At 61.8% G+C, this 21051-nt stretch carries 18 protein-coding genes; 9 read left to right on the top strand and 9 right to left on the bottom strand.

Annotated elements, in window-relative coordinates:
• Nucleotides 1-10: 10 nt before the first annotated feature.
• The 3 genes from hrpA to ACB039_RS11995 form a co-directional block, all read right to left on the bottom strand.
• On the bottom strand, nucleotides 11-3937 hold the full coding sequence (hrpA, locus tag ACB039_RS12005) for an ATP-dependent RNA helicase HrpA (protein WP_371165751.1): 3927 nt from the start codon (nucleotides 3935-3937) through the stop codon (nucleotides 11-13).
• 177 nt (nucleotides 3938-4114) lie between these two features.
• Nucleotides 4115-4537 carry a CBS domain-containing protein gene (locus ACB039_RS12000; RefSeq protein ID WP_005325086.1) on the bottom strand — a complete coding sequence of 141 codons (423 nt, stop codon included), beginning with the start codon at nucleotides 4535-4537 and terminating at the stop codon, nucleotides 4115-4117.
• An 82-nt stretch (nucleotides 4538-4619) separates the two neighbouring features.
• Nucleotides 4620-5690, bottom strand: a complete 1071-nt coding sequence (locus tag ACB039_RS11995) for a helix-turn-helix transcriptional regulator (RefSeq protein ID WP_171268967.1) — start codon at nucleotides 5688-5690, stop codon at nucleotides 4620-4622.
• 447 nt (nucleotides 5691-6137) lie between these two features.
• Here ACB039_RS11995 and ACB039_RS11990 point away from each other — a divergent pair, with 447 nt between their 5' ends.
• The gene (locus ACB039_RS11990) at nucleotides 6138-7460 is read left to right on the top strand and encodes a YjiH family protein (RefSeq protein ID WP_371165750.1); all 1323 of its coding nucleotides are present in this window, start codon (nucleotides 6138-6140) and stop codon (nucleotides 7458-7460) included.
• 83 nt (nucleotides 7461-7543) lie between these two features.
• On the opposite strand, the gene ACB039_RS11985 is transcribed toward ACB039_RS11990, so the two are convergent.
• A complete protein-coding gene (locus ACB039_RS11985; protein WP_371165749.1) occupies nucleotides 7544-8434 on the bottom strand; it encodes a LysR family transcriptional regulator in 891 nt (296 codons plus the stop codon).
• A 97-nt stretch (nucleotides 8435-8531) separates the two neighbouring features.
• Here ACB039_RS11985 and ACB039_RS11980 point away from each other — a divergent pair, with 97 nt between their 5' ends.
• Nucleotides 8532-9398 carry a pirin family protein gene (locus ACB039_RS11980; protein WP_371165748.1) on the top strand — a complete coding sequence of 289 codons (867 nt, stop codon included), beginning with the start codon at nucleotides 8532-8534 and terminating at the stop codon, nucleotides 9396-9398.
• Between the two features lie 163 nt (nucleotides 9399-9561).
• On the top strand, nucleotides 9562-10188 hold the full coding sequence (gene ycaC, locus ACB039_RS11975) for an isochorismate family cysteine hydrolase YcaC (RefSeq protein ID WP_043131365.1): 627 nt from the start codon (nucleotides 9562-9564) through the stop codon (nucleotides 10186-10188).
• Between the two features lie 523 nt (nucleotides 10189-10711).
• Here the strand turns inward: ycaC and ACB039_RS11970 are convergent.
• The 4 genes from ACB039_RS11970 to ACB039_RS11955 all read right to left on the bottom strand — a co-directional run bounded on the left by ACB039_RS11970 (nucleotide 10712) and on the right by ACB039_RS11955 (nucleotide 14929).
• Complete coding sequence (locus ACB039_RS11970) at nucleotides 10712-11041, bottom strand: YbaB/EbfC family nucleoid-associated protein (RefSeq protein ID WP_011706069.1); 330 nt, start codon at nucleotides 11039-11041, stop codon at nucleotides 10712-10714.
• Between the two features lie 130 nt (nucleotides 11042-11171).
• Nucleotides 11172-13700 carry a DNA polymerase III subunit gamma/tau gene (gene dnaX / locus ACB039_RS11965; RefSeq protein WP_226172827.1) on the bottom strand — a complete coding sequence of 843 codons (2529 nt, stop codon included), beginning with the start codon at nucleotides 13698-13700 and terminating at the stop codon, nucleotides 11172-11174.
• A 173-nt stretch (nucleotides 13701-13873) separates the two neighbouring features.
• A complete protein-coding gene (gene apt / locus ACB039_RS11960; RefSeq protein WP_043131360.1) occupies nucleotides 13874-14419 on the bottom strand; it encodes an adenine phosphoribosyltransferase in 546 nt (181 codons plus the stop codon).
• 132 nt (nucleotides 14420-14551) lie between these two features.
• Entirely contained in the window at nucleotides 14552-14929 is a 378-nt protein-coding gene (locus ACB039_RS11955; protein WP_043131359.1) for a YbaN family protein, read from the bottom strand.
• Nucleotides 14930-15106: 177 nt separating this feature from the next.
• Here ACB039_RS11955 and dusC point away from each other — a divergent pair, with 177 nt between their 5' ends.
• The 4 genes from dusC (at nucleotide 15107) to ACB039_RS11935 (ending at nucleotide 18426) form a co-directional block, all read left to right on the top strand.
• Nucleotides 15107-16051: a tRNA dihydrouridine(16) synthase DusC gene (gene dusC / locus ACB039_RS11950; RefSeq protein WP_043131357.1), complete on the top strand. Its 945-nt coding sequence runs from the start codon at nucleotides 15107-15109 to the stop codon at nucleotides 16049-16051.
• A 56-nt stretch (nucleotides 16052-16107) separates the two neighbouring features.
• Nucleotides 16108-16935 carry an AraC family transcriptional regulator gene (locus ACB039_RS11945; RefSeq protein ID WP_226172825.1) on the top strand — a complete coding sequence of 276 codons (828 nt, stop codon included), beginning with the start codon at nucleotides 16108-16110 and terminating at the stop codon, nucleotides 16933-16935.
• Between the two features lie 75 nt (nucleotides 16936-17010).
• Nucleotides 17011-17976 carry a DMT family transporter gene (locus tag ACB039_RS11940; RefSeq protein ID WP_268436050.1) on the top strand — a complete coding sequence of 322 codons (966 nt, stop codon included), beginning with the start codon at nucleotides 17011-17013 and terminating at the stop codon, nucleotides 17974-17976.
• Nucleotides 17977-18057: 81 nt separating this feature from the next.
• A complete protein-coding gene (locus tag ACB039_RS11935) occupies nucleotides 18058-18426 on the top strand; it encodes an RNA polymerase-binding protein DksA (protein ID WP_043131350.1) in 369 nt (122 codons plus the stop codon).
• A gap of 153 nt (nucleotides 18427-18579) precedes the next feature.
• Here ACB039_RS11935 and ACB039_RS11930 read toward each other — a convergent pair whose 3' ends face one another.
• Nucleotides 18580-19251 carry a response regulator transcription factor gene (locus ACB039_RS11930; protein WP_371165747.1) on the bottom strand — a complete coding sequence of 224 codons (672 nt, stop codon included), beginning with the start codon at nucleotides 19249-19251 and terminating at the stop codon, nucleotides 18580-18582.
• Between the two features lie 174 nt (nucleotides 19252-19425).
• Between ACB039_RS11930 and ACB039_RS11925 the strand changes: the two genes are divergently transcribed.
• Both ACB039_RS11925 and ACB039_RS11920 read left to right on the top strand, forming a co-directional pair.
• Nucleotides 19426-19752: a PilZ domain-containing protein gene (locus ACB039_RS11925; protein ID WP_268436049.1), complete on the top strand. Its 327-nt coding sequence runs from the start codon at nucleotides 19426-19428 to the stop codon at nucleotides 19750-19752.
• A gap of 88 nt (nucleotides 19753-19840) precedes the next feature.
• The coding region (locus ACB039_RS11920; protein ID WP_371165746.1) for a cadherin domain-containing protein at nucleotides 19841-21051 on the top strand (1211 nt) is incomplete at its 3' end.

Genomic DNA, 21051 nt, shown 5'->3' with positions numbered 1-21051 from the left:
ACATAGCAGCTTAGCACTGGGCTATGGCGCTCTGCACCCGTTTATCCGAGATGGGGTAGGGTGTCCCCAACTGCTGGGCGAAGAAGGAGACCCGCAGCTCCTCTATCATCCAGCGGATATTGGCCACCTCCGGCGGGATCGGCTGGGATTTGGGGATCTTGGCGAGCAGCGCCTTGTAGTCGCTCTCCACGCTCTGCACCTTGAGCATATGGACCCGGTCCCGGTTGGGATCGATGGCCAGTTTCTCGAGGCGCCGCTCGATGGCACGCAGGTAGCGCAGCAAGTCAGGCAGTCGCTGCCAGCCGGTCTCGGTGACAAATCCTTTGTGAATGAGGTTGCCCAACTGCTGCTGGATGTCCGACATGGCAAAGGCGGTGTCGAGCTGCATCTTGCCCTTGAGCCGCTTTTTGATCTCGTGGGAGAGGGTCAGCACGGCCTCCACCTGCTTGGCCACCTCCACCACCGCATCGTTGAGCTCGGCGCGCACGAACTCCTTGAGCGACTCAAACCCGGCCTCATCCCAGGCCAGGCCGCCGTGCTGCTCGATCAGCTTGTCACAGCCACAGGCGATACAGTCATCAATCAGCTCGGCCACCTTGCCGAAGGGGTTGAAGTAGAGCCCGAGCTTGGCCTTGTTCGGCAGCTTCTCCTGCAGATACTTGATGGGGGATGGCACGTTGAGCAGCACCAGCCGGCGCTGGCCCGCCCACATAAGCTGCTGCTGGGCCACCGGGCTCTCCACCAGCTGGATGGCGACTGAATCTTTCTGATCCACCAGGGTCGGATAGGCCTTCACCTCGAAGCCGCTGCGCTTCTGGCTGTACTCCTGAGGCAGTTCACCAAAGCTCCACAGGGTGAGACCGGACTGCTCGATATCGTCGTCCGCCACCTGGGAGAGGGTCTCCTGCACCTTGCCGCGCAGCGACTCTTTCAAGGCCTCGAGATCCTTGCCCTCGGCGATAGGCTTATGCCTATCGTCCACCACCCGGAAGGTGAGTTTCAGGTGATCGGGCACCGCATTCCAGTCCCAGGCTTCGCGGGGTACGGTGACACCGGTCATGCGGCGCAACTGGCGTTCCATCTCGTCCAGCAGCGGGCCCTGCTCGGGATTGAGGGTGGCGAGCAGCGCATCGGCGTAGTTCGGCGCCGGCACGAAGTTCTTGCGCATCGGCTTTGGCATCGACTTGATGAGGGCGACCAGCAGCTCATGACGCAGCCCGGGGATCAGCCATTCGAACCCTTTCACCTCCACCTGGTTCAAGAGCGGCAGCGGGATATGCAGCGTCACACCGTCCGCAGCCTCCCCCGGCTCGAACTGGTAGGTCAGCTTGAGCTTGAGGCGCCCCTGCTGCCAGAAGTTGGGGTAGTCGAGATCACTGATGTGGGCGGCATCCCCCTTCATCAGCATCTCTTTCTCAAAGTTCAGCCGCTCGGGATCCTGCTTTTGCGCTTCCTTCCACCACTTGTCGAAGTGGCGGGCGGAGATGACGTCCTCCGGCAAACGGGCGTCGTAGAAGCGGAACAGATCTTCGTCATCCACCAGGATGTCGCGACGACGGGATTTGTGCTCCAGCGCCTCCACCTCGGCCAGGAGCTTGCGGTTCTCGCCAAAGAAGCGGTGGCGGGTTTCGAAGTCCCCTTCCACCAGGGCGCGGCGAATGAAGAGCTCGCGGCACTGGGCCGGATCGATACGGCTGAAGTTGATGGTGCGCTCATTGACCAGGGTCAGGCCGTAAAGCGTCACCTTCTCCTTGGCCATGACGGCGCCGTTTTTCTTCGACCAGTGGGGATCGCTGTGGTGGAGCTTGATGAGGTGTGCCGCCAGCGGCTCTACCCATTCGGGCTCAATCTTGGCGTTGATGCGGGCGTAGAGGCGGGAGGTCTCCACCAGCTCTGCGGCCATCACCCACTTGGGCGGCTTCTTGAACAGACCCGAGGCCGGGAACAGGTGGAAGCGGCCGTTGCGGGCACCAAGGAATTCGGGCTTTTCCAGATCCTTGTTGCCGATATGGCTCAAGAGGCCGGTCAGCAATGCGCAGTGCACCGTCTTGAAATCCGCCGGTTCATGGTTGGCCTTGAAGCCCAGCTCTTTCACCGTCTGGCGCAGCTGGAAGTGGATATCCTGCCACTCGCGCACCCTCAGGTAGGAGAGAAACTCCTTCTGGCACATGCGGCGGAACGGGTTGCTGCCCAGCAGATCCTGCTGCTCTTTCAGGTAATTCCACAGATTGACGAAGGCGAGGAAGTCGGAATCCTTGTCCTCGAAGCGCCTGTGCTGCTCGTCGGCGGCCTGTTTCTTCTCCATGGGCCGCTCGCGGGGATCCTGGATGCTGAGGCCCGCGGTGATCACCATCACCTCGCTCAGACAGCCGGTTTGCGCCGCCGTGATCACCATCTTCGCCAGACGTGGATCAAGGGGAATACGCGAGAGCTGACGACCGGTTTCGGTCAGCTGCAGCTTGGGTTCTTGCTCGCGGGTACCGGGCAGCTCTCTGACCGCCTCCAGCTCTTTCAAGAGAGTCAAACCATCCTTGATATGACGCGACTCCGGTGGCTCGACGAAGGGGAAGGCCTCCATGTTGCCAAGGCCGAGCGCCAGCATCTGCAAGATGACGGAGGCCAGGTTGGTGCGCAGGATCTCGGGGTCGGTAAAGGCCGGACGGTTGTTGAAATCCTCCTCGGAGTAGAGGCGGATACAGATACCGTCCGCCACCCGACCGCAACGCCCTTTACGCTGGTTGGCGCTGGCCTGGGAAACCGGCTCAATGGGCAGGCGCTGCACCTTGGTACGCCAAGAGTAGCGGCTGATGCGAGCGGTACCCGGATCGATGACGTAACGAATGCCCGGCACCGTCAGCGAGGTCTCCGCCACGTTGGTGGCGAGCACGATGCGCCGACCGGCGTGTTGCTGGAACACCTTGTTCTGCTCGGCGTTGGAGAGGCGGGCATAGAGCGGCAACACCTCGGTGTCGCGCAGGTTGAGTTTGCGCAGGGCATCGGCGGTGTCGCGGATCTCCCGCTCGCCGTTCATGAAGATAAGGATGTCCCCCAGCCCCTCTTGGGCCAGCTCCTCCACCGCATCGAAGATGCCCTGCAGCTCGTCGCGCTCCTCCAGCGCCTCATTCTTGTCTGCGCTCTTGTCACCGCTCTTTTTATCAGCAAACAGCGGGCGATAGCGCACCTCCACCGGGTAGGTGCGCCCTGAGACTTCTATGATGGGCGCCTGGTTAAAATGGCGGGAGAAGCGCTGCGGGTCGATGGTGGCCGAGGTGATGATCACCTTGAGATCGGGGCGCTTTGGCAGCAATTGCTTCAAGTAGCCCAGGATGAAGTCGATGTTGAGGCTGCGCTCGTGGGCCTCATCGATGATGATGGTGTCGTACTGGGTGAGCATGCGGTCGTGCTGGATCTCGGCCAGCAGGATACCGTCTGTCATCAGCTTGATGTGGGTCTGCTCGCTCACCTGATCGGTAAAGCGTACCTTGTAGCCCACGTAGTGGCCGAGCTCGGACTCCATCTCTTCCGCGATACGGGCCGCCACGGTGCGGGCCGCCAGACGCCGCGGCTGGGTGTGGCCGATGTAGCCCTTGACCCCGCGCCCGAGCGAGAGACAAATCTTGGGGATCTGGGTGGTCTTGCCCGAGCCGGTTTCCCCGGCGATGATCACCACCTGGTGCTCGCTGATGGCGCGGGCGATCTCCGCCTGCTTCTGGCTGACCGGTAAATTGCCTGGATAGGTCACCTTAGGCACGCCCGCCAGACGTGACTGGTAGCGCGCCTGCGCAGCATCCAAATCAGCGGCGATGGTCTCCAGCATGGCGGCCTGTTTGGCCTCGGGCAGCTTCTTGACCCCGTGCAGGCGACTGGAAAGGCGACGGGCATCGAGATTCATGCAGGCAGATAAGCGACGGCGCAACGCCTCGATAGAGAGAGACAAGGTAGGAATTCCTTAAAATAAGTGCCCAGAGGGGCCATATCGATAAGCTGGGAGCGATCCTAAAGAGCGAGCGGGGGCGGTGCAAGCCTTAAAGCGGCACCTGCCAGGTTCAATGACGCGGCGGACAATAAAAAGAGCAGGCACCCGGCCTGCTCTCGATGATCCGGCGAAACCGGATCAGACCCTGGCCTGGTGCACGAAGCAGGTACCAAGCTGGGCATGGATGGCCTGCATCACATTGTGCCGGCTGATCACCCCGAGCAGGCGACCCTCCTCCACCACCGGATAGATCTTCGGCTTTTGGCCCATCATCATCTCCGCCAGATCCAGGATGCTGGTGTCCGGCCCCACGGCCAGCACCTCCTTGCGCATTACATCCTTGACCTGGGCCACCTGTTCACAGTGATAGGCCTCTTTCAACATGACGGCAATGCAGTCCTGCTCGGACACCCAGCCAATCAGGTGGCCCTGGCTGTCCACGACGGGGCCGCCAAGCTGATGACTGTTGAGAAACTTGGTGACCGCATTTTGCACCATCATGTCCGCGCTGAACGTGATGGGTTTGGTCTGCATATAATCCTTTGCCTTGAGTGATTCCATGACGCTTCCCCCAACAGGCCTCCCGACAGGAGGCGCGAGCCGGGCACTATGTCCAGCTCACACCAAGCATAGCTCGTGCCTATCAGGAGATGGACTGCAGCAACAGCAGCAGCTCGTTCTGGCTGTGGCAGTCGGTCTTCTTGAACACCCCCTTGAGGGTGGAACGCACGGTTTCCACCTTGACCCCGCGCAGCTCGGCGATGTCGTTGCTGCTGTAGCCCTTGCTCATCAGCACCAGCAGTTCCTTCTCGCCGATGGTGAGGGGATAAAGGCTGGCCAGCGCCTCTATGTCGGGGTTGAAGGAGTGCTCGGGATCGCGCAATACCACTTCCACGTAACGCTCGAAGCGACTGAGGCCGCTCATCAGAGTGCACTGGATCAGCAGCGGCCTGAGATTGGCCTGACGGGGAATGGACATATAGGCGCTGGCACCTGGCAACAAATAGGCAAAGCCATTCAAAGTCTCCTTGAGCTGGCGTTGCTGCTCCTTATTTTGCAAAGAGAAAATACCATTGACGGCCCGCAATTCGACGTTTTCATCGGCGATGCGGTTGAACGCCACATTGGAATAATGAATATGCCCCTTGTCATCTATGATGGCGCTGGGTTTATTATGGTTTTTCACCAGTTGCTGCAGCTGATAGTTCTGGGTTTCCAGGGCCAGCAGGTTCCAATAATGCTGGCTCCAGGCGGCCAGACCAGAATAGATCTCTGTCAGCGAGGTGAGATCCCGGCTGCTGAAGTCATCCTGGGCGGCGCCGCGGTAACTGCACAGTGTGCTAAGACCCCGCCCCTTCACGCGGCAGACGCCGCCCGCCGCAAACTGGGCACCAAAACTGGCCAGCAGCCCCACCGAGCTGGAAATGGTATTGGCGCTGACGATCCCCTGGCAGCCCTTGTCCAGATAATGATTGAACCACACATCCTGGCGATGGTGTTGCACATAGAATTGCTGCTGGGCCTCAGTCAACCCGCTGGAGAAGAGCTTTATTCCATCGCTCTTGTCATCATCCCGCAATAAAAACAGGGATGAACTGCCGGACAAGTCGGTGCGAAATTGGTCTACCACCAACTTAATGTCAGAATCATTAATACCGCACTCGTATAACTGGCTGATATAGGGCGATATCCTTTCTTTCTCTAATGCCTTCACACCCGAACTCCTAATTCTTATTTTTATTGAAGTGGCATCTTACTCCGCAATGAGATACTCGAAAAGTAGTCAAATGAACAAAGGCTTTATGACCAACTCATAAATAGTTATAAAAAATTCACCTTGAGGAAGATTGTAGAGATGTTTAAATCCAGGCTCAGGTTCCCTGTTTTTTTGGTCGATATGGAACATCTTTAACCGCATCCCTCCTGCGTATCTGCCGGCCTTGCCCTGGCTCGCGCCTTGACAGGCAAGGTCGGCACGACCTGACTGCTACCCGACCCGCTCCCCGCGGTATGTTCCTACCGAAGGTTTCATACGAATTCACCCCTCACAAATGTTGCATTTTAGTGTCTTTATTGTTTCCATTTTCGATTTCGGCAGATATTGTATATACAAATGCCTGTCATCAACGGAATTGAATCATGTGGATCACAAGGAGAGGAAATGGAACCTGAACACGCACTCACCGCCCCTGCCCGTTCGGGGGCTGGCATCAAACTGCTGCTGACCAGCCTGCTCGGCATCGCCATCTTTTTCGTGCCCTTCGAGCTCGCGGGCCGCAGCACCATACTGGTGGATCACCTGGCGGGCTTCCTGATGGCGCAGCGCCCGCTCGCCCTGGGGCTCATCCTGCTGCTGATCGCCTATGGCGCCATCAGCCCGTTGCTGGATGGCCGCTGGCGCGCCCGCCCCATCGACAGGGTGCTGAGCCTGTTCAAGCTGCTCGGGCTGGGGCTGGCCATCATGTATGTGGCAGGCTGGGGCCCCGCCTGGCTGATGACGCCGGATCGCCTGCCTTTCCTCTTTGACAAGCTGGCCATGTCGGTGGGGCTCATCGTGCCCATCGGCGCCATGGCCCTTACCTTCCTGCTCGGCTTCGGCCTGCTGGAGCTTATCGGCGTACTGATGCAGCCGGTGATGCGCCCCCTCTGGCGCACCCCTGGTCACTCCGCCATCGATGCAGTCGCCTCTTTCGTCGGCAGCTACTCGGTAGGGCTGCTCATCACCAACCGGGTCTTCCTCGCGGGCAAGTACACGGTACGGGAAGCCGTCATCATCGCCACCGGCTTCTCCACCGTCTCCGCCGCCTTCATGATCATCGTGGCCAAGACCCTCAACCTGATGGGGCACTGGAACTTCTACTTCTGGTCCACTCTGGTGATCACCTTCGTCATCACCGCCATCCTGGCCCGGGTTCCCCCCATCAGCACCATGGCGCACCAGGGCGAGACCGACGAGCCGCTGCCGGCAGGCATGAGCCGCTGGCAAGCGGCGCTCGCCTCCGGGCTCACCCAGTCCAGCCAGGCAGATCCCGTGCTGCGTCAGTTGCAGGACAACCTCAAAGATGGCCTCTATATGGCTGCCGCCGTAGTGCCCACCATCTTGTCCGTCGGCCTGCTGGGGCTGCTGCTGGCCCAGCACACGCCGCTCTTTGATCTGCTGGGCTGGCTGCTGTGGCCCCTCACCTGGCTGCTGGATCTGGGGGAACCGCTGGAAACTGCAAGAGCGCTCTCGGCCGGCTTGGCGGAGATGTTCCTGCCCGCCATTCTGCTCAAGGATGCGGATCTGCTGGTGCGCTATGTGACCGCTGTGGTCTCGGTGAGCTCGGTGCTCTTCTTCTCCGCCTCCATCCCCTGCATCCTGGCTACCAAGATCCCGATCAACCTGGGGCAACTGGTGGTGATCTGGCTGCTGCGCACCCTGCTCGGTATCCTGCTGGCCGCCCTGTGCGGACGGCTGGCCCTGACGATGGGCTGGCTCAACTAGCCTAAGGTGATATCAAAGAAACAAAGCGCCTGATGGCGCTTTGTTTCTTTGTGCGGGCTGACAGCCACCACATCGGCGAGCTGTCATTCGAGCCATTGCCTCAGCGCCAGCGTGGCGAGATCCACGAAGGCGCGCAGCCTGGGAGGCATGAAGCGCTGCCTGGGGTAGACGATATGGATGGGATCCGCCTTGCCATGCCACTCGGGGAGTACAGGCACCAATCTTCCCTCATCGCAGGCCTGACGACACAGGTATGACGGCAACAATGCCACCCCCCCTCCGGCCGAGACCATGGTCATGATCAGGCCGACGTCGTTGATCAGCGTCTGCCGGGCCAGAGAGACGGTCACGCTGTTGGCGGCTCCGTCGTGGAGTACCCAAGCCTCCTTGCCCAATGGGGTGAACTGCAGGCAGGCATGCTGTCGTAGCGCCTGCGGTGCATCGATCGCCGTCGCACTGGCGAGGTAATCCGGACTCGCAAACAGGGCCCAGCGTGCAACGCCCACCTGCTTGGCTATCAGCGTCGAGTCCTTGAGAGGACCGGTACGGATGGCGACATCGACGCCTTCTGCGACCAAATCCACGTAGCGGTTCATCAACACCAACTCCACATCGACCTTTGGCCACTGGCTACGCATCTCCCCCAGGATCGAAGACAGGATCTGGTTGCCGATATCAACGGGCGCCGTGATACGCAGCAGACCACAGGGCTCTTCCCGCGCCTCGGTCACCGCCGCCTCGGCGTCAAGCACATGCACCAAGCCGGCCGAGGCGTGGTCAAAATAGATCTGTCCGGCATCGGTCAGATGCAACCGGCGGGTGGTCCGCTGCAAGAGGGTGACGCCCAGACGCTTCTCCAGCATGGCCACCCGATGGCTGACGGTGGAGGTCGGCAACCCCAGCAGACGCGCCGCAGCGCTGAAGCTGCCGGCTTGCACGACCTTGACGAATACAACGACCTGATTGAAGTCCATCTTCCAACTCAATAGAAAGTGTTTTCTTATTTAACCATCTAGTCCGGTAAATGGCGACTTTCTACACTGTGTCCATTGATTCAACGGAGACACCGAGATGAAAGAACTGGCATTTATCAAGCGCAGCAACGGACAACACTGGGTGGGTGACGGCTTTCCGGTCAGGAGCATCTTCTCCTATAACGACATCGCCGAGGAGATGTCCCCCTTCTTGCTGATGGACTACGCGGGCCCGGCCAATTTCCCGGCCACCTCCCATCAACTCGGCGTCGGCCAGCACCCTCACCGCGGGTTTGAAACCGTGACCATCGTCTACGAGGGGGGGGTCTCCCACAGAGACTCCTCGGGGGGCGGCGGCACCATAGGTCCGGGTGACGTACAGTGGATGACGGCCGCATCTGGCCTGATCCACGAGGAGTACCACAGCCCGGCATTCGCCAAGGCAGGCGGCCCCTTCGAGATGGTGCAGCTGTGGGTGAACTTGCCCGCCAAAGACAAGATGACGGCCCCTGGCTACCAGGGCATCACCGCAGGAGAGATCCCTCGGGTGGCACTGCCAGATGGCGCAGGTGAAGCGCGCATCATCGCCGGTCGCGTGGACGACACCTCCGGCCCTGCCCGTACCTTCACCCCGATGAACGTCTGGGACATGCGTCTGAGGGCCCATCACCAGGTGACGCTCGAGTTACCAGAGGGACACACCACCGCCCTGTTTGTGCTCAAAGGCACCATTCGCCTCGGCAACCGCCACGCGGTCCGCGCCGCCGAGCTGGCAGTCATGGATCGCCGCGGCAGCAAACTGGTGATGGATGTCGAGGAGGAGACGACGTTGCTGCTGCTCAATGGCGCCCCCCTCGATGAACCCATCGTCGGTCACGGCCCCTTCGTGATGAACACCCAGGAAGAGATCGTGCAGGCCATCAATGATTACAACAGTGGCCGCTTTGGCCAGATCGGACGCTGAACAACCAACATCGGGAAAGCATCCTCAGCAAGCAGGCACCACGCTTATACGCTGACAATCATCGACCAACAGCCATTGATCGACCGCGGCGCATGGCGCTGCAAAACAACGAAATGCTGGCCCCCAGCGTTAATCTCTTTGCCAACAAACCTGGAGAAAAGTCATGAACAAGCCCTACGTCAAACTCGACAAACACAATGCTGCCGTGCTGCTGGTGGATCATCAGGCCGGCCTCTCTTCCCTGGTGCGTGACATCGAGCCGGACAAGTTTCGCAACAACGTCCTGGCGCTGGCCGCACTGGCCAAGTACTTCGAGCTGCCGACCATACTGACCACCAGTTTCGAAAACGGGCCCAACGGCCCACTGATGACAGAGCTCAAGGAGACCTTCCCGGATGCCCCCTACATTGCCCGCCCAGGGCAGATCAATGCCTGGGATAACGAGGAGTTCGTCAAGGCGGTCAAGGCCACCGGCAAAAAGCAGCTGATCATCGCCGGCATCGTCACCGAGGTGTGTGTGGCCTTCCCGACCCTGTCCGCACTCGAGGAAGGCTACCAGGTGTTTGTCATCACCGATGCCTCGGGAACCTTCAATGAAATCACCCGTCACTCGGCCTGGGATCGGATGTCCGCCGCCGGGGCACAGCTGATGACCTGGTTTGGTGCCGCCTGTGAACTGCACCGCGACTGGCGCAACGATGTGGAAGGCCTGGGCACCTTGTTCGCCAACCACATCCCCGACTATCGCAATCTGATCAACAGCTACACCACCATCCAGAGCAGCAAGTAGCACATGCCTGCCCCGGGAAACCGGGGCCTTTTGTCTCCCGCCATTTCCCCCAGCCCCCTCAATCCCCATGCCTCCCCGGCCAATGCCATGCGTGAGACAGATCTGGCCCGCAGAAGTGGGACGCCGCTCCCGGTGCTCGTGCCTGTGTCGGATCAAGGCGCCCGTGAGCTTACCGGCGGCTTATGTTGGCAACCTCCTCTGATACACCCGAGGCGAGTTTCCAGGTTACTCCCCTCGACAGGCGAGTCAGGGGATCCTCCACGCCAGCAAGTGTGATCATGCAGGATGCCGGATAGCGGGGCGGCATCGCACGGGTCAGGGCAAGACAAGAAAAGATGCGAAGAAGGGCGCTTGGGAAGGCTGCATGCCTTGGCCAGAGGCTGAGTCGGTGACTGCGTCACCATGCCAAGCAAATGCCGGGCAGGCAGGCCAGAAAAAACAAAGCGCAGCTGACACGGAGAAAACCGTATCGGCTGCGCCATCGCCATGGGTCATGGCTTCTTGATTTGAAAAGCTTTAACCCTTAGAACGGCATCTTGAAGCCAGGGGGCAGTTGCATGCCACCGGTCAGCTCGCCCATCTTGCTCTTGTTCTGCTCTTCCACCCGGCGCACGGCGTCGTTGACGGCGGCGGCGACCAGATCTTCCAGCATCTCCTTGTCATCTTCCATCAGACTCGGGTCTATCTCGATACGGCGCACACTGTGGCTGCCGGCCATGGTGACCTTGACCATGCCGGCGCCGGCTTCGCCGACGACTTCCATCTGAGCCAGCTGCTCTTGCATCTTCTGCATGCGCTCTTGCATCTGTTGGGCCTGTTTCATCAGGTTACCCATTCCACCTTTACCAAACATAGGTCGTCTCTCGTCTTGAAATCCGGCATCCAGCGCCGGGCTGTGGGGTTGTTCTGCCCCGGATATGGGGGCAGCCAAAAGATTTTTCAACCGGGACTCGGGTCCCGGCATGGGATTTAACTCATAGCGCTCAGCGACTCAGAGGTTCGATGCTCTCGGGATGGAGCACGGCGCCGAATCGCTGTTGCAAGAACTGCACATTGGGATCGTCCGCCAGATCCCGGCTCACCTGCTCACGCACCCCCAGGTAGAGGCGATGCTCGATCTCGAGCGGCGTCTCCCGCACCGGATCCGTGCCCAGGGTCACCTCGACACGCACCGACTCTCCGAGCTCGGGGCCGATGATCCCCGCCAGATCGGCCAGGGCTCTGTCGCTGACCAGATGGCGCTGCTCCGGCTTGAGCACCAGGGACACCAACTCCCCTTGTCGGGTCATCACCGAGTTGATGGCAAGCTGGCGCAGCCGGCCACCGACCCCGGTGCGGGCGATGAGCTCGGCCCAAGCGTCACCGCAATTGACCAGCAGGGAAGAGGGGATCAGGCGACTGACCTCCTCCCCCTCCATCGGCTGGGCGTCGCTCTCCAGCTCATCCCAGTCGATGGTCTCCATCACCTGGGCCGTCGTTGGCTGCGCGTTGTCGGGCACTGCAAGGGGCGTCGCAACTGGCGCTGCCGGCGCCACGGCAACGGGAACAGCGGCAGACCTCGCGGGTGTACCGTCCAGATCCCAGGGGGGCAAGTCATCCGAGACGGGACTGGCCTTTTGCGCAACTCTCGGCCTTGGCGCCGCCGCTTGCGCCGCAGGGGCACTGACCGGCCCGTCGCCGAAGCCCTGACTCAGGTACTCCTCGTAATCGCTGCCACTGTCGTCATAGGCATCGAGCGGCGGCAGATCCTCATAACCCGCTACTGCTGAACTCTGGGTCGGCGCCACAGCGGCAGGTTGCCAAGCAGGGGATGCGGGTGCAACAACCGGCTGCGTGATCGGGCTGGCCTCAGGGGCCGCCACCGGCCGGGTGGGCGCAACGCGAGGAGGTGCGGATGCAACGGCGGTGGCTCCTGGCTCACCACGCAGCCGGCTGCGCAGCAGATTGCGCTTGCCCAGCAGGCTCTGCATGCTGGAGGCCGCCGAGGGGGCAGCCTCGGGTTCAGGGGCTATGGCAGGGGCCGCCGTCGGCAGGGCCTCCTCATGGGAGGAGACAGGCGGCTCGGGTTCTACGGGCTGCGTTTCCTGTACCTGGGGGGCGCCACCGGTCTGGTGCTCTGGCTGCATCGGCTGCGCCTCGAACCCCATCTGCTGCGCGGCTTGCAGCAGCTCTTGCTGCTCGGCAAAGAGGGCTGCGCTGGCCTCATCGTCGCCGGCAGCCGGCTCATCTTCCTGCACAGCCAAGAGCGGCGCTGTCGGCGTCTGGGCTACGGGCGCGGCCGTGCCGGCCGTCGTCGCGGCCTGATGCGGGGCTGGCTCAGCCCCTGACGGCTTTCCCGGCAGGGCCGAGACTGCCTCCCTCCCCGCCCCGGGCAGTCCGCCCATGGATACGGGCAAGGCGCTCAGATTGGCGGGATGCACCGCCTCGCGGCGCGGCGAGAACGCCAGCATCCTCAGGCAGGTCATCTCCAGCGCGGTGCGGCCATCGGGCGCCCAGGGCAAGTCCTTGCGCCCCCCCAGCACTATCTGGTAGCAGAGCTGCACCTCTTCCGGGCTCATGGCCCCTGCCAGCTGCAGCAAGGCATCGGCATCCGCCCCCTGCTCCTGCACGCTGGCAGGAAGCAACTGGGCCATGGCGACGCGATGGAGCAAGGCTTCCAGTTCGGCGTGGAGCTGATCGAAGTCCGGCCCCAGGGTGGCGATTTCGGTGATCTTGGCCATGGTGGCCGGAGCGTCCTGGCGCAGGACAGCCTCCAGCAACTGGTGCAGGTGGTGATGATCCAGCGTCCCCAGCATAGTCAGCACGCTTTCCAGACGCACGCTGCCATTGCCATGGGCCAGCGCCTGATCCGTCAGGCTCAGGGCGTCGCGCATGCTGCCATCGGCGGCCTTGGCCAGGGCCAGCAGGGCGCGGGGCTCGAACGGCTGACCTTCCTGATCCAACACCCATTCGAGCTGCCTGGCGATCTGGGTCTGATCCAGGCTCTTCAAGTGGAACTGCAGGCAGCGGGACAAGATGGTGATGGGGAGCTTCTGCGGATCCGTGGTGGCCAGCAGGAACTTCACATAGGGGGGCGGCTCTTCGAGGGTCTTGAGCAGCGCATTGAAGCTGTGACGCGACAGCATGTGCACCTCATCGATGAGGTAGACCTTGAAGCGGCCACGGGCCGGGCGGTACTGCACGTTGTCGAGCAGTTCCCGGGTGTCTTCCACCTTGGTGCGGGACGCCGCATCGATCTCCAGCAGATCGACGAAGTTGCCCTGATCGATCTCGCGGCAGGTGTCGCATACGCCGCACGGATGGCTGCTGATCCCCTGCTCGCAGTTGAGGCTCTTGGCCAGGATGCGGGCGATCGTGGTCTTGCCGACCCCGCGGGTGCCACTCAGCAGGTAGGCATGATGCAGCCGTCCCTGATCAAGGGCATTGGTCAAGGCGGTCAGCACATGCTGCTGGCCAACCACTTGTTCAAATGTATGGGGGCGCCATTTACGCGCCAGAACCTGATAGCTCATAGATCTCGATGCTGGAAAACGAGGCATTGAGGCAGGATGCTAACACAAATGGAGGGCGGGCTGTATGGGCTATCGGCCGCCGTGGGAGGGATCGCTTGATTTTCAAACCGGTGCCCATTCAGGCACCGGTTCGGGGCATTGGCGGGTTGACGAGGCCCGCCTGCCAGGGGGGATTACTCGCCTGCGAGCTCGACCAGAGAGACCACCTTGACGCCTGAGGCGGTCAGGCGGGCATCACCGCCCAGCGACGGCAGGGAGATGATGAAGGCCGCATCGGCGACTTCACCGCCGGCGCGGCGAATGAGCTTCACGGTCGCATCGACGGTACCGCCGGTGGCCAGCAGATCGTCCACCACCAGCACCTTGTCACCGGGCACGATGGCGTCGGTGTGCAGTTGCAGGGTATCGGTGCCGTACTCGAGGGCATAGGACTCTTCGATGATGGCGCGGGGCAGTTTGCCCGGCTTGCGCACCGGCACGAAGCCCAGCCCCATGGCGTAGGCCACCGGGGCGCCGAAGATGAAACCGCGGGCCTCGGTGCCGACGATCTTGGTGATCCCTTGATCACGATAATGCTCGGCCAGCAGATCTATAGTGGCCTTGAAGGCCTCGGCATTCTCGATCAGGCTGGTGATGTCGCGAAACAGTATGCCCGGCTTCGGATAGTCGGGAATGGTCTTGATGCTCGCTTCGATAAACTTCAGGGTATCCGGATTCATTATTTGACCGCTTATTTTTGAGCCCAGGCGTGGCGTCTCTTGCGCTGCCCGCCAGCGGGCAATAAAAAGGCCCGTCATGCAAAAAATGACAGGCCGACTCCATAGCATTATTGCCGCGATAGCTTAGGGATTTCACTTCTCCATTGCAACTGGCTCCAGCACCGGCAGACGCATTAACCAGGTGAGCAGGATCACCATTATGACAACCAGCAGCAGCCTCACCCAGGGCAACGGCACCACCATCAGCGACACCGAGAAGGAGAGCAGGATGAAGACGATGGCACGGCGTCTGGCATGGCGCCGAATGCCGCGATATAGCTGCCAGTCATGGATGGGGGGCCCGAACCAGGGGTGTGTCAGCAGCCAGCGGTGAAAACGGGGGGACGAGCGAGCAAACAGGGCCGCCGCCAGCAACATGAAGGGGGTAGTCGGCAACAGGGGCAACACTATCCCGACTATCCCGGTGGCGAAGGCGAGCCAGCCCAGGGCCATCAGACACCAGCGTTTCATGGGTACTCCTCTGAATGCATCTCTGCCTTTAGCCTAACAGAGTTGGCCCGGAAGCTGACAGCCCGGCCCATGCAGCAGCAGTCGATTAGGCTCATCGAGTGGGCAGACGGCTGACAACGCCGCCCATTGCCACTACAATCTGCGCTCTTTTTTCTCCCCTTGTCTTCGGAAGCAGCTATGCGCGTTATTTTGGCCCCCATGCAGGGGGTGCTGGATCACCTGATGCGGGAGGTACTCACCTCCGTCAACGATTACGACCTCTGTGTCAGCGAATTCATTCGGGTCGTCGATCAGCTGCTGCCCGCCAAGGTGTTCTATCGCCTCTGCCCCGAACTCAAGCAGGATGGCAAGACCCGTGCCGGCACCCCGGTGCGGGTGCAACTGCTGGGCCAGCACCCCGAATGGCTCGCCGAAAACGCAGTGCGAGCCATCGAGCTCGGCTCTCCCGGGGTCGATCTCAACTTCGGCTGCCCCGCCCCCACGGTCAACAAGAGCAAGGGGGGCGCAGTGCTGCTCAAGGAGCCAGAGACCGTCTACCGCATCGTCAAGGCGGTGCGCGAAGCCGTCCCTGCCCACTTGCCGGTGAGCGCCAAGATCCGCCTGGGTTACGATGACAAGGAGCTCTATATGGACAACGCCCAGGCGGTCTATCAAGGGGGCGCCAACGAGCTGGCCGTCCATGCCCGCACCAAGCGCGAAGGCTACAAGGCGCCGGCGCACTGGGAATACGTGGATCTCATCCGCCGCGCCCTGCCCATTCCGGTGACCGCCAATGGCGAGATCTGGGATCATAAAGATGCCCTCGCCTGCGCCGGCGTCTCCGGCTGCGACGCTCTCATGGTGGGCCGCGGTGCCATCTCTCTGCCCAACCTGGCCAACGTGATGAAAACCGGCTGTGCCCACATGAGCTGGGCCGAGGTGCTGCAGCTGATGGTGACCTATACCGAGCAGGATCTGGCGAGCGACAAGGCCGACTACTACCCCAGCCGCATCAAGCAGTGGTTCTCCTACATAGTGCGGGAATACCCCCAGGCCGATGAGCTGTTTCGCCGCATCCGCACCATCAAGACCGCGGACGAGATCCGTATCGCTCTCGAGCGCGAGTGCGCCGCACGGGCCTAGTCTTGGCCGCCGCCCCGCGGCACCTTATGATGAAGGCTCAATGACAGGAGGTCAGGATGCAGGGAGTACCGGTCACATTTACCCATCAGCACGACAGGGCCGATTTTCGCGCCCTGCCTGGCCAGCCTGCGACCGAGCTCTACCGCGCCCACATCCAGCACCACACCTTCGATCCCCATAGCCACGAGGGGTTTGGCCTCGGTGTCATCGAGTATGGCGCCGAGCGTTTTCGCTATCGTGGCAGCCAGCTCCTGGCGGGCCCCGGCAGCCTGGTGCTGATGAACCCCGATGAGCTGCACACGGGCGAGGCTGCCTGCGAGCAGGGGTGGCGCTATCGGATGCTCTACCTGCCCGCCGATCGGCTCGAGGCCATCAGCGGCGAGCGCGGCTGGTATTTCGCCGAGGCAGTGCGAAGCGACCCGCACGCCGCCCCCGTCCTGCAAGCGACCCTGGACGCCCTCTGGCACTGTGACAGCGAGCTCGCCGCCGACGGCCTGCTGCTGAGCGTGTGCGAAACTCTGCGCCCCCACGCCCGGGCCCTGGCGGCCCCGCGCGAAGCAGCCCATCCTCTGGGCCGCGCCATCGACTATATGCAGGCGTACTTCGCCCGCCCCATCACCCTGACCGAGCTGGCCGGGGCGGTGAACCTCAGCCCCTACCACTTCCAGCGCAGCTTCAAGACCCGCTTTCATGTCACCCCCCAGCAGATGCTGATGGCCATACGCCTGCAGCGCGCCAAGGGGTGGCTGGCCGCCGGCCTGCCCGCCGCCGAGGTGGCCGCCGCCTGTGGTCTGGCCGATCAGTCACATCTCAACCGCGCCTTCCTGCGCCGCTATGGCACCACCCCGGTGCGCTACCAGAAACAGGTGCAGGCCGGCCGCTAAAGCGCAATCTGGTTCAATACACCGCCCTTCCCCGCCTGCTAGGCTGGCCTCCTTCTTCTCCACCGGAAATAGAAAATGTTGCTCGGAGTCTTGTTTGCCCTGCTGGCCGGCCTGATGTGGGGGCTCATCTTCGTCGCCCCCCTGCTGGTTGACGGCTATCCCCCCGCCCTGCTCGCCAGCGGCCGCTACCTCGCCTTCGGCCTCATCGTGCTGCCGTTCGCCTGGCAGGCCCGCAAACGCCTGGCGGCCCTCTCGGCCAGCGATTGGCGAGAGGCTCTCGCTCTCACCCTGGTGGGGAACCTCATCTACTACTTTTGCCTGTCGGGGGCCATCTTGCGCATCGGCTCGCCGCTGGCGGCCATGATCATCGGCACCCTGCCAGTGGTGACGGCCCTGGCCGCCAACTGCCTCTATGGCGCACGGGACGGCCGCCTCTCCCGCGCCCGCCTCTACCCGGCCCTGCTGCTGATGGGGGCCGGCCTCTATCTGGTCAACCACGCCGAGTTGACCTGGCAGGCAGAGGCGCGCACCGAGCAGCTGTTCGGGCTCGCCCTGGCGGTGGCCGCCGTGCTGTGCTGGACCTGGTATCCCCTGCGCAACGCCCGCTGGCTACGCGAGCACCCGAGCCGCAGCCCGGTCGTCTGGGCCACGGCTCAGGGACTGGTGACCCTGCCGGTGGCGCTCATTGCCTACCTCGGCAGTCTCGGTCATCTCGCCCTGAGCGCACCGGACTTTCCCCTGCCCTTCGGGCCGACGCCCCTGCGCTTCGTGCTGCTGATGGGGGCGGTAGGGCTCTTTTGCTCCTGGCTCGGCACCCTGTGCTGGAACGAGGCGAGCCAGCGTCTGCCGACCGTGCTGGTGGGACCGCTCATCGTGTTCGAAACCCTGGCGGGGCTGCTCTACGCCTTCATGCTGCGCGGGATCATGCCTACCATGAGCACCCTGCTCGGTATCGTCTGCCTGGTGGTGGGGGTGCTCTACGTGATCACCGGCAAGCCACGACACCTGCCGGAAAAACGCGTTAAAGCGCGGTTAACTTGACTCATGTCATCTTGATAAACCGCGGCTTTCCCTATACTGGCCGAGTTTTATCACTCGTCTTTGGGGGCTGTTGTGTGTGAAGTGACGCAAGCCCGGTTGGCCGAATGGCGTGAGCGCCTGCTGACCGATTGGGCACAAACAAGAGAAGCGCTGATTACTCAGCTCAAGGCCTGTCGACGTGACGACTGGGCACAGAAGGTGGCATCCTGCGAGCGGGATCAGCTGGTGGACCTGACCAGTCGCCTCGACTTGCCCAAGGTGGAGTCGAGCGTGGCACGGCTGAAACGCCTCGACGCGGCGCTCTGCCAGATGGAACTGGGTCTCTATGGCCTCTGCTCCGATTGCGAGGAGCCGCTCGCCATCGAGCAGTTGGATCAGGATCCCAGCCTGCAACGCTGCCCGCGCTGCGAAACCCGTTATCGCAAGGGATTCCACGCCCACGAACTCTGATGGCCCTTCCCCTGCCCACAGCCATCCATGTCCTCCTCCTCTTGCCAAGGCCATAGCTGACTCTCCACTCGACAAGGGCGCCCGGCCCCTTCATCACGCGGGCCCCGGTGGCCTGCGGCAGAGCATCGCTGCCTTGGGAGGCCGACAAGCATTTCAGGTCTGGGAGCCTTGCTCTGTCAGCGCATGCTTCTGTGCATAGGCATAGAGGCCCATTCGATTGCGAATGCCCAACTTGGCATAAATGGATGTCAGGTGATTGCGCAGGGTGTGCTCACTGATGTTGAGGCGCCGCGCGATCTCGAGGGTATTGGCATCAACGCCCAGGGTAATGGCCGCGATGGTCAGTCTCTCCTTGCGGGTCAGCCGCGCTATCTTCGCCTGCTCGGCATGGTGAGCCCCCTTCTCCCTCGCGATGGCCATCAGGATCCGCTCGGTGGCGGCGCGATCGACCCAGTACTCGCCCCCGTGCACCTTGCGGATGGCCTTGTACAGCACCTCCACCGGTTCCCGCTTGCTGATGGCGCCGCAGGCCCCGGCCAATACCGCTCTCTCCTGCAGTTCAGTGCCCTCCGCTGTGGCGATCACCAGCACGCGAACGTGGGTATCGCACAGCAGGGAAGGTATTTGGTCGATGCCATTTCGACCATCCAGATCAAACAGGACGACACACGTCTTGCCTGGCACCATCCACTGCACGGCATCGACGGGATCGGCCACGCAGGCGATGACGTTCATCTCGTTGGGCTGTGCATTAATGGCCCCGCGCAAACCCCATGCGACTATCGGCAAGTCGCTGATCACGATGACATTGATTCTGGTATCCATACCCTGCTCCCCAACGCCTACGACAACGTGACAGGCATCCTGCCTGACAATGGTCCCCTCTCAAATTAGTCGAAATATCCTGGTTTTGTCCTGGGTCGACCGTCACTTTGTCCCACATAAATCGGTCTGATTCTTCCATTTTTCATCTTCCCCTTCTGGCCTAGGCTAATCGGCATGACAACACCCACACATATCCATGCTCGCCAGCATGATCGCATCAGGACGGTGATACCTGTCCGGCTCTCGGGCCAGACAGGGTTCACCCGGGACATCAGCATCGGGGGCTGCTACCTGCAATTCGAGGAGGCTGCCACGCCTGAGAACGAAGTGAGTAATGTCTGCTTCGATCTCGATCCCGGGGTGACGCACGGTGCCATGAAGATCCGGTGTTGCGGGCAGATAGTGCGGCGAGACCAGGACGGCCCTCTCACCGGTATGGCCATCAAAATCAAAGACCTGCAACTGCTGGTGAAAGAGATCCCCGACAGTTGCACCAGATGAAGTGTTACGCGGTACAAGAGCAGATGGCCAGGACGGCGATCTTGTCTCCATACCGAATCATCTTCCCACTTTCTGAAGGAGCAGACCCATGGCTGACATCAGCGGCACCAATAAAAACGACTCGCTCATTGGCGGCACAGGAGCCGACCTCATAGATGGAGGCAATGGCAGTGACATGCTCGACGGCGGCAGCGGGAGCGACACCCTGCTGGGCGGCAACGGCGAGGATACCCTCTACGGCGGGCTCGGGGACGATATCCTCTCCGGCGGCAACGGCCAGGACCTCGTCTATGGTGGATCCGGCAACGACGTCATCGGGACATCGCTCGTCAACAGCGAGAACGGTAACGACATCATCTACGGCGACGGCTGGGATGACTACCGGCAGCAGAGCCGAGCCATCGCCGGCAGCGACACCATCTACGGCGGCAATGGCTCGGAGACCATCTATGGCGACAACGGCGATGGTCATGCAAGTGGCGGCAACGACTCTATCTATGCCGGCAACGGCAACGACACCGTCTACGGTGAAGGTGGTGACGATACCATCCAGGGCGGCAATGGCGCCGATTTGCTGAGCGGCGGTAGCGGCAATGACCTCTTCGTCTACCAGAGCGCGATGGAATCCAATAGTGGCGGGATGGATACTATCCGTGACTTTTCCGGTGTGCGTGACGCCAACCCGGACAACGACAAGGTCGACCTGCGTCCGTTGCTGGGTTCCACCGACCTCAAGTGGGGAGGCACCACTTCCCTGATCAACGGTGTCTGGTACGAGCAGAACGCCGGGCAGAATGCCACCTACATCAAGGCCGATACCAACGGCGACGGCCAGGCCGATCTGGTGATCAAACTCGACGGTCTCAAGGACCTGAGCAACACCGACTTCCTCGGTGTGCAGAACAACGGCCCCACCATCACCTCCGACGGGGGGGGCAGCTCGGCGGCTCTGGCCATCGACGAAAACACCACTGTGGTCACCACAGTGACGGCCAGTGACCCGGACGTCGGTGCGCTGCTGACCTACACCATAGTCGGTGGCGCCGATGCAGGACTCTTCACCATCAATCCCAACACCGGCGCCCTGTCGTTTGTCAACGCGCCCAACCGGGAAAGCCCGAGCGACAGCAACGGCGACAACACCTATGAAGTGGTGGTGCGCGTCTCCGATGGCAGTGCCTTCGACGAGCAGACCTTCACCATCGCCATCAACGATGTTGACGAGTTCGATGTCACTACCCCGACCGACACCAACGCCGCCACCAATGCCGTCGACGAGAACATCGCCATCGGCTCCCT

The organism is Aeromonas sp. S2(2024) (assembly GCF_041402505.1).
GTDB lineage: Bacteria > Pseudomonadota > Gammaproteobacteria > Enterobacterales > Aeromonadaceae > Aeromonas > Aeromonas media.
Note: the sequence above shows the minus strand (reverse complement) of the source record. Positions and strands in the feature narration are given on the sequence as shown.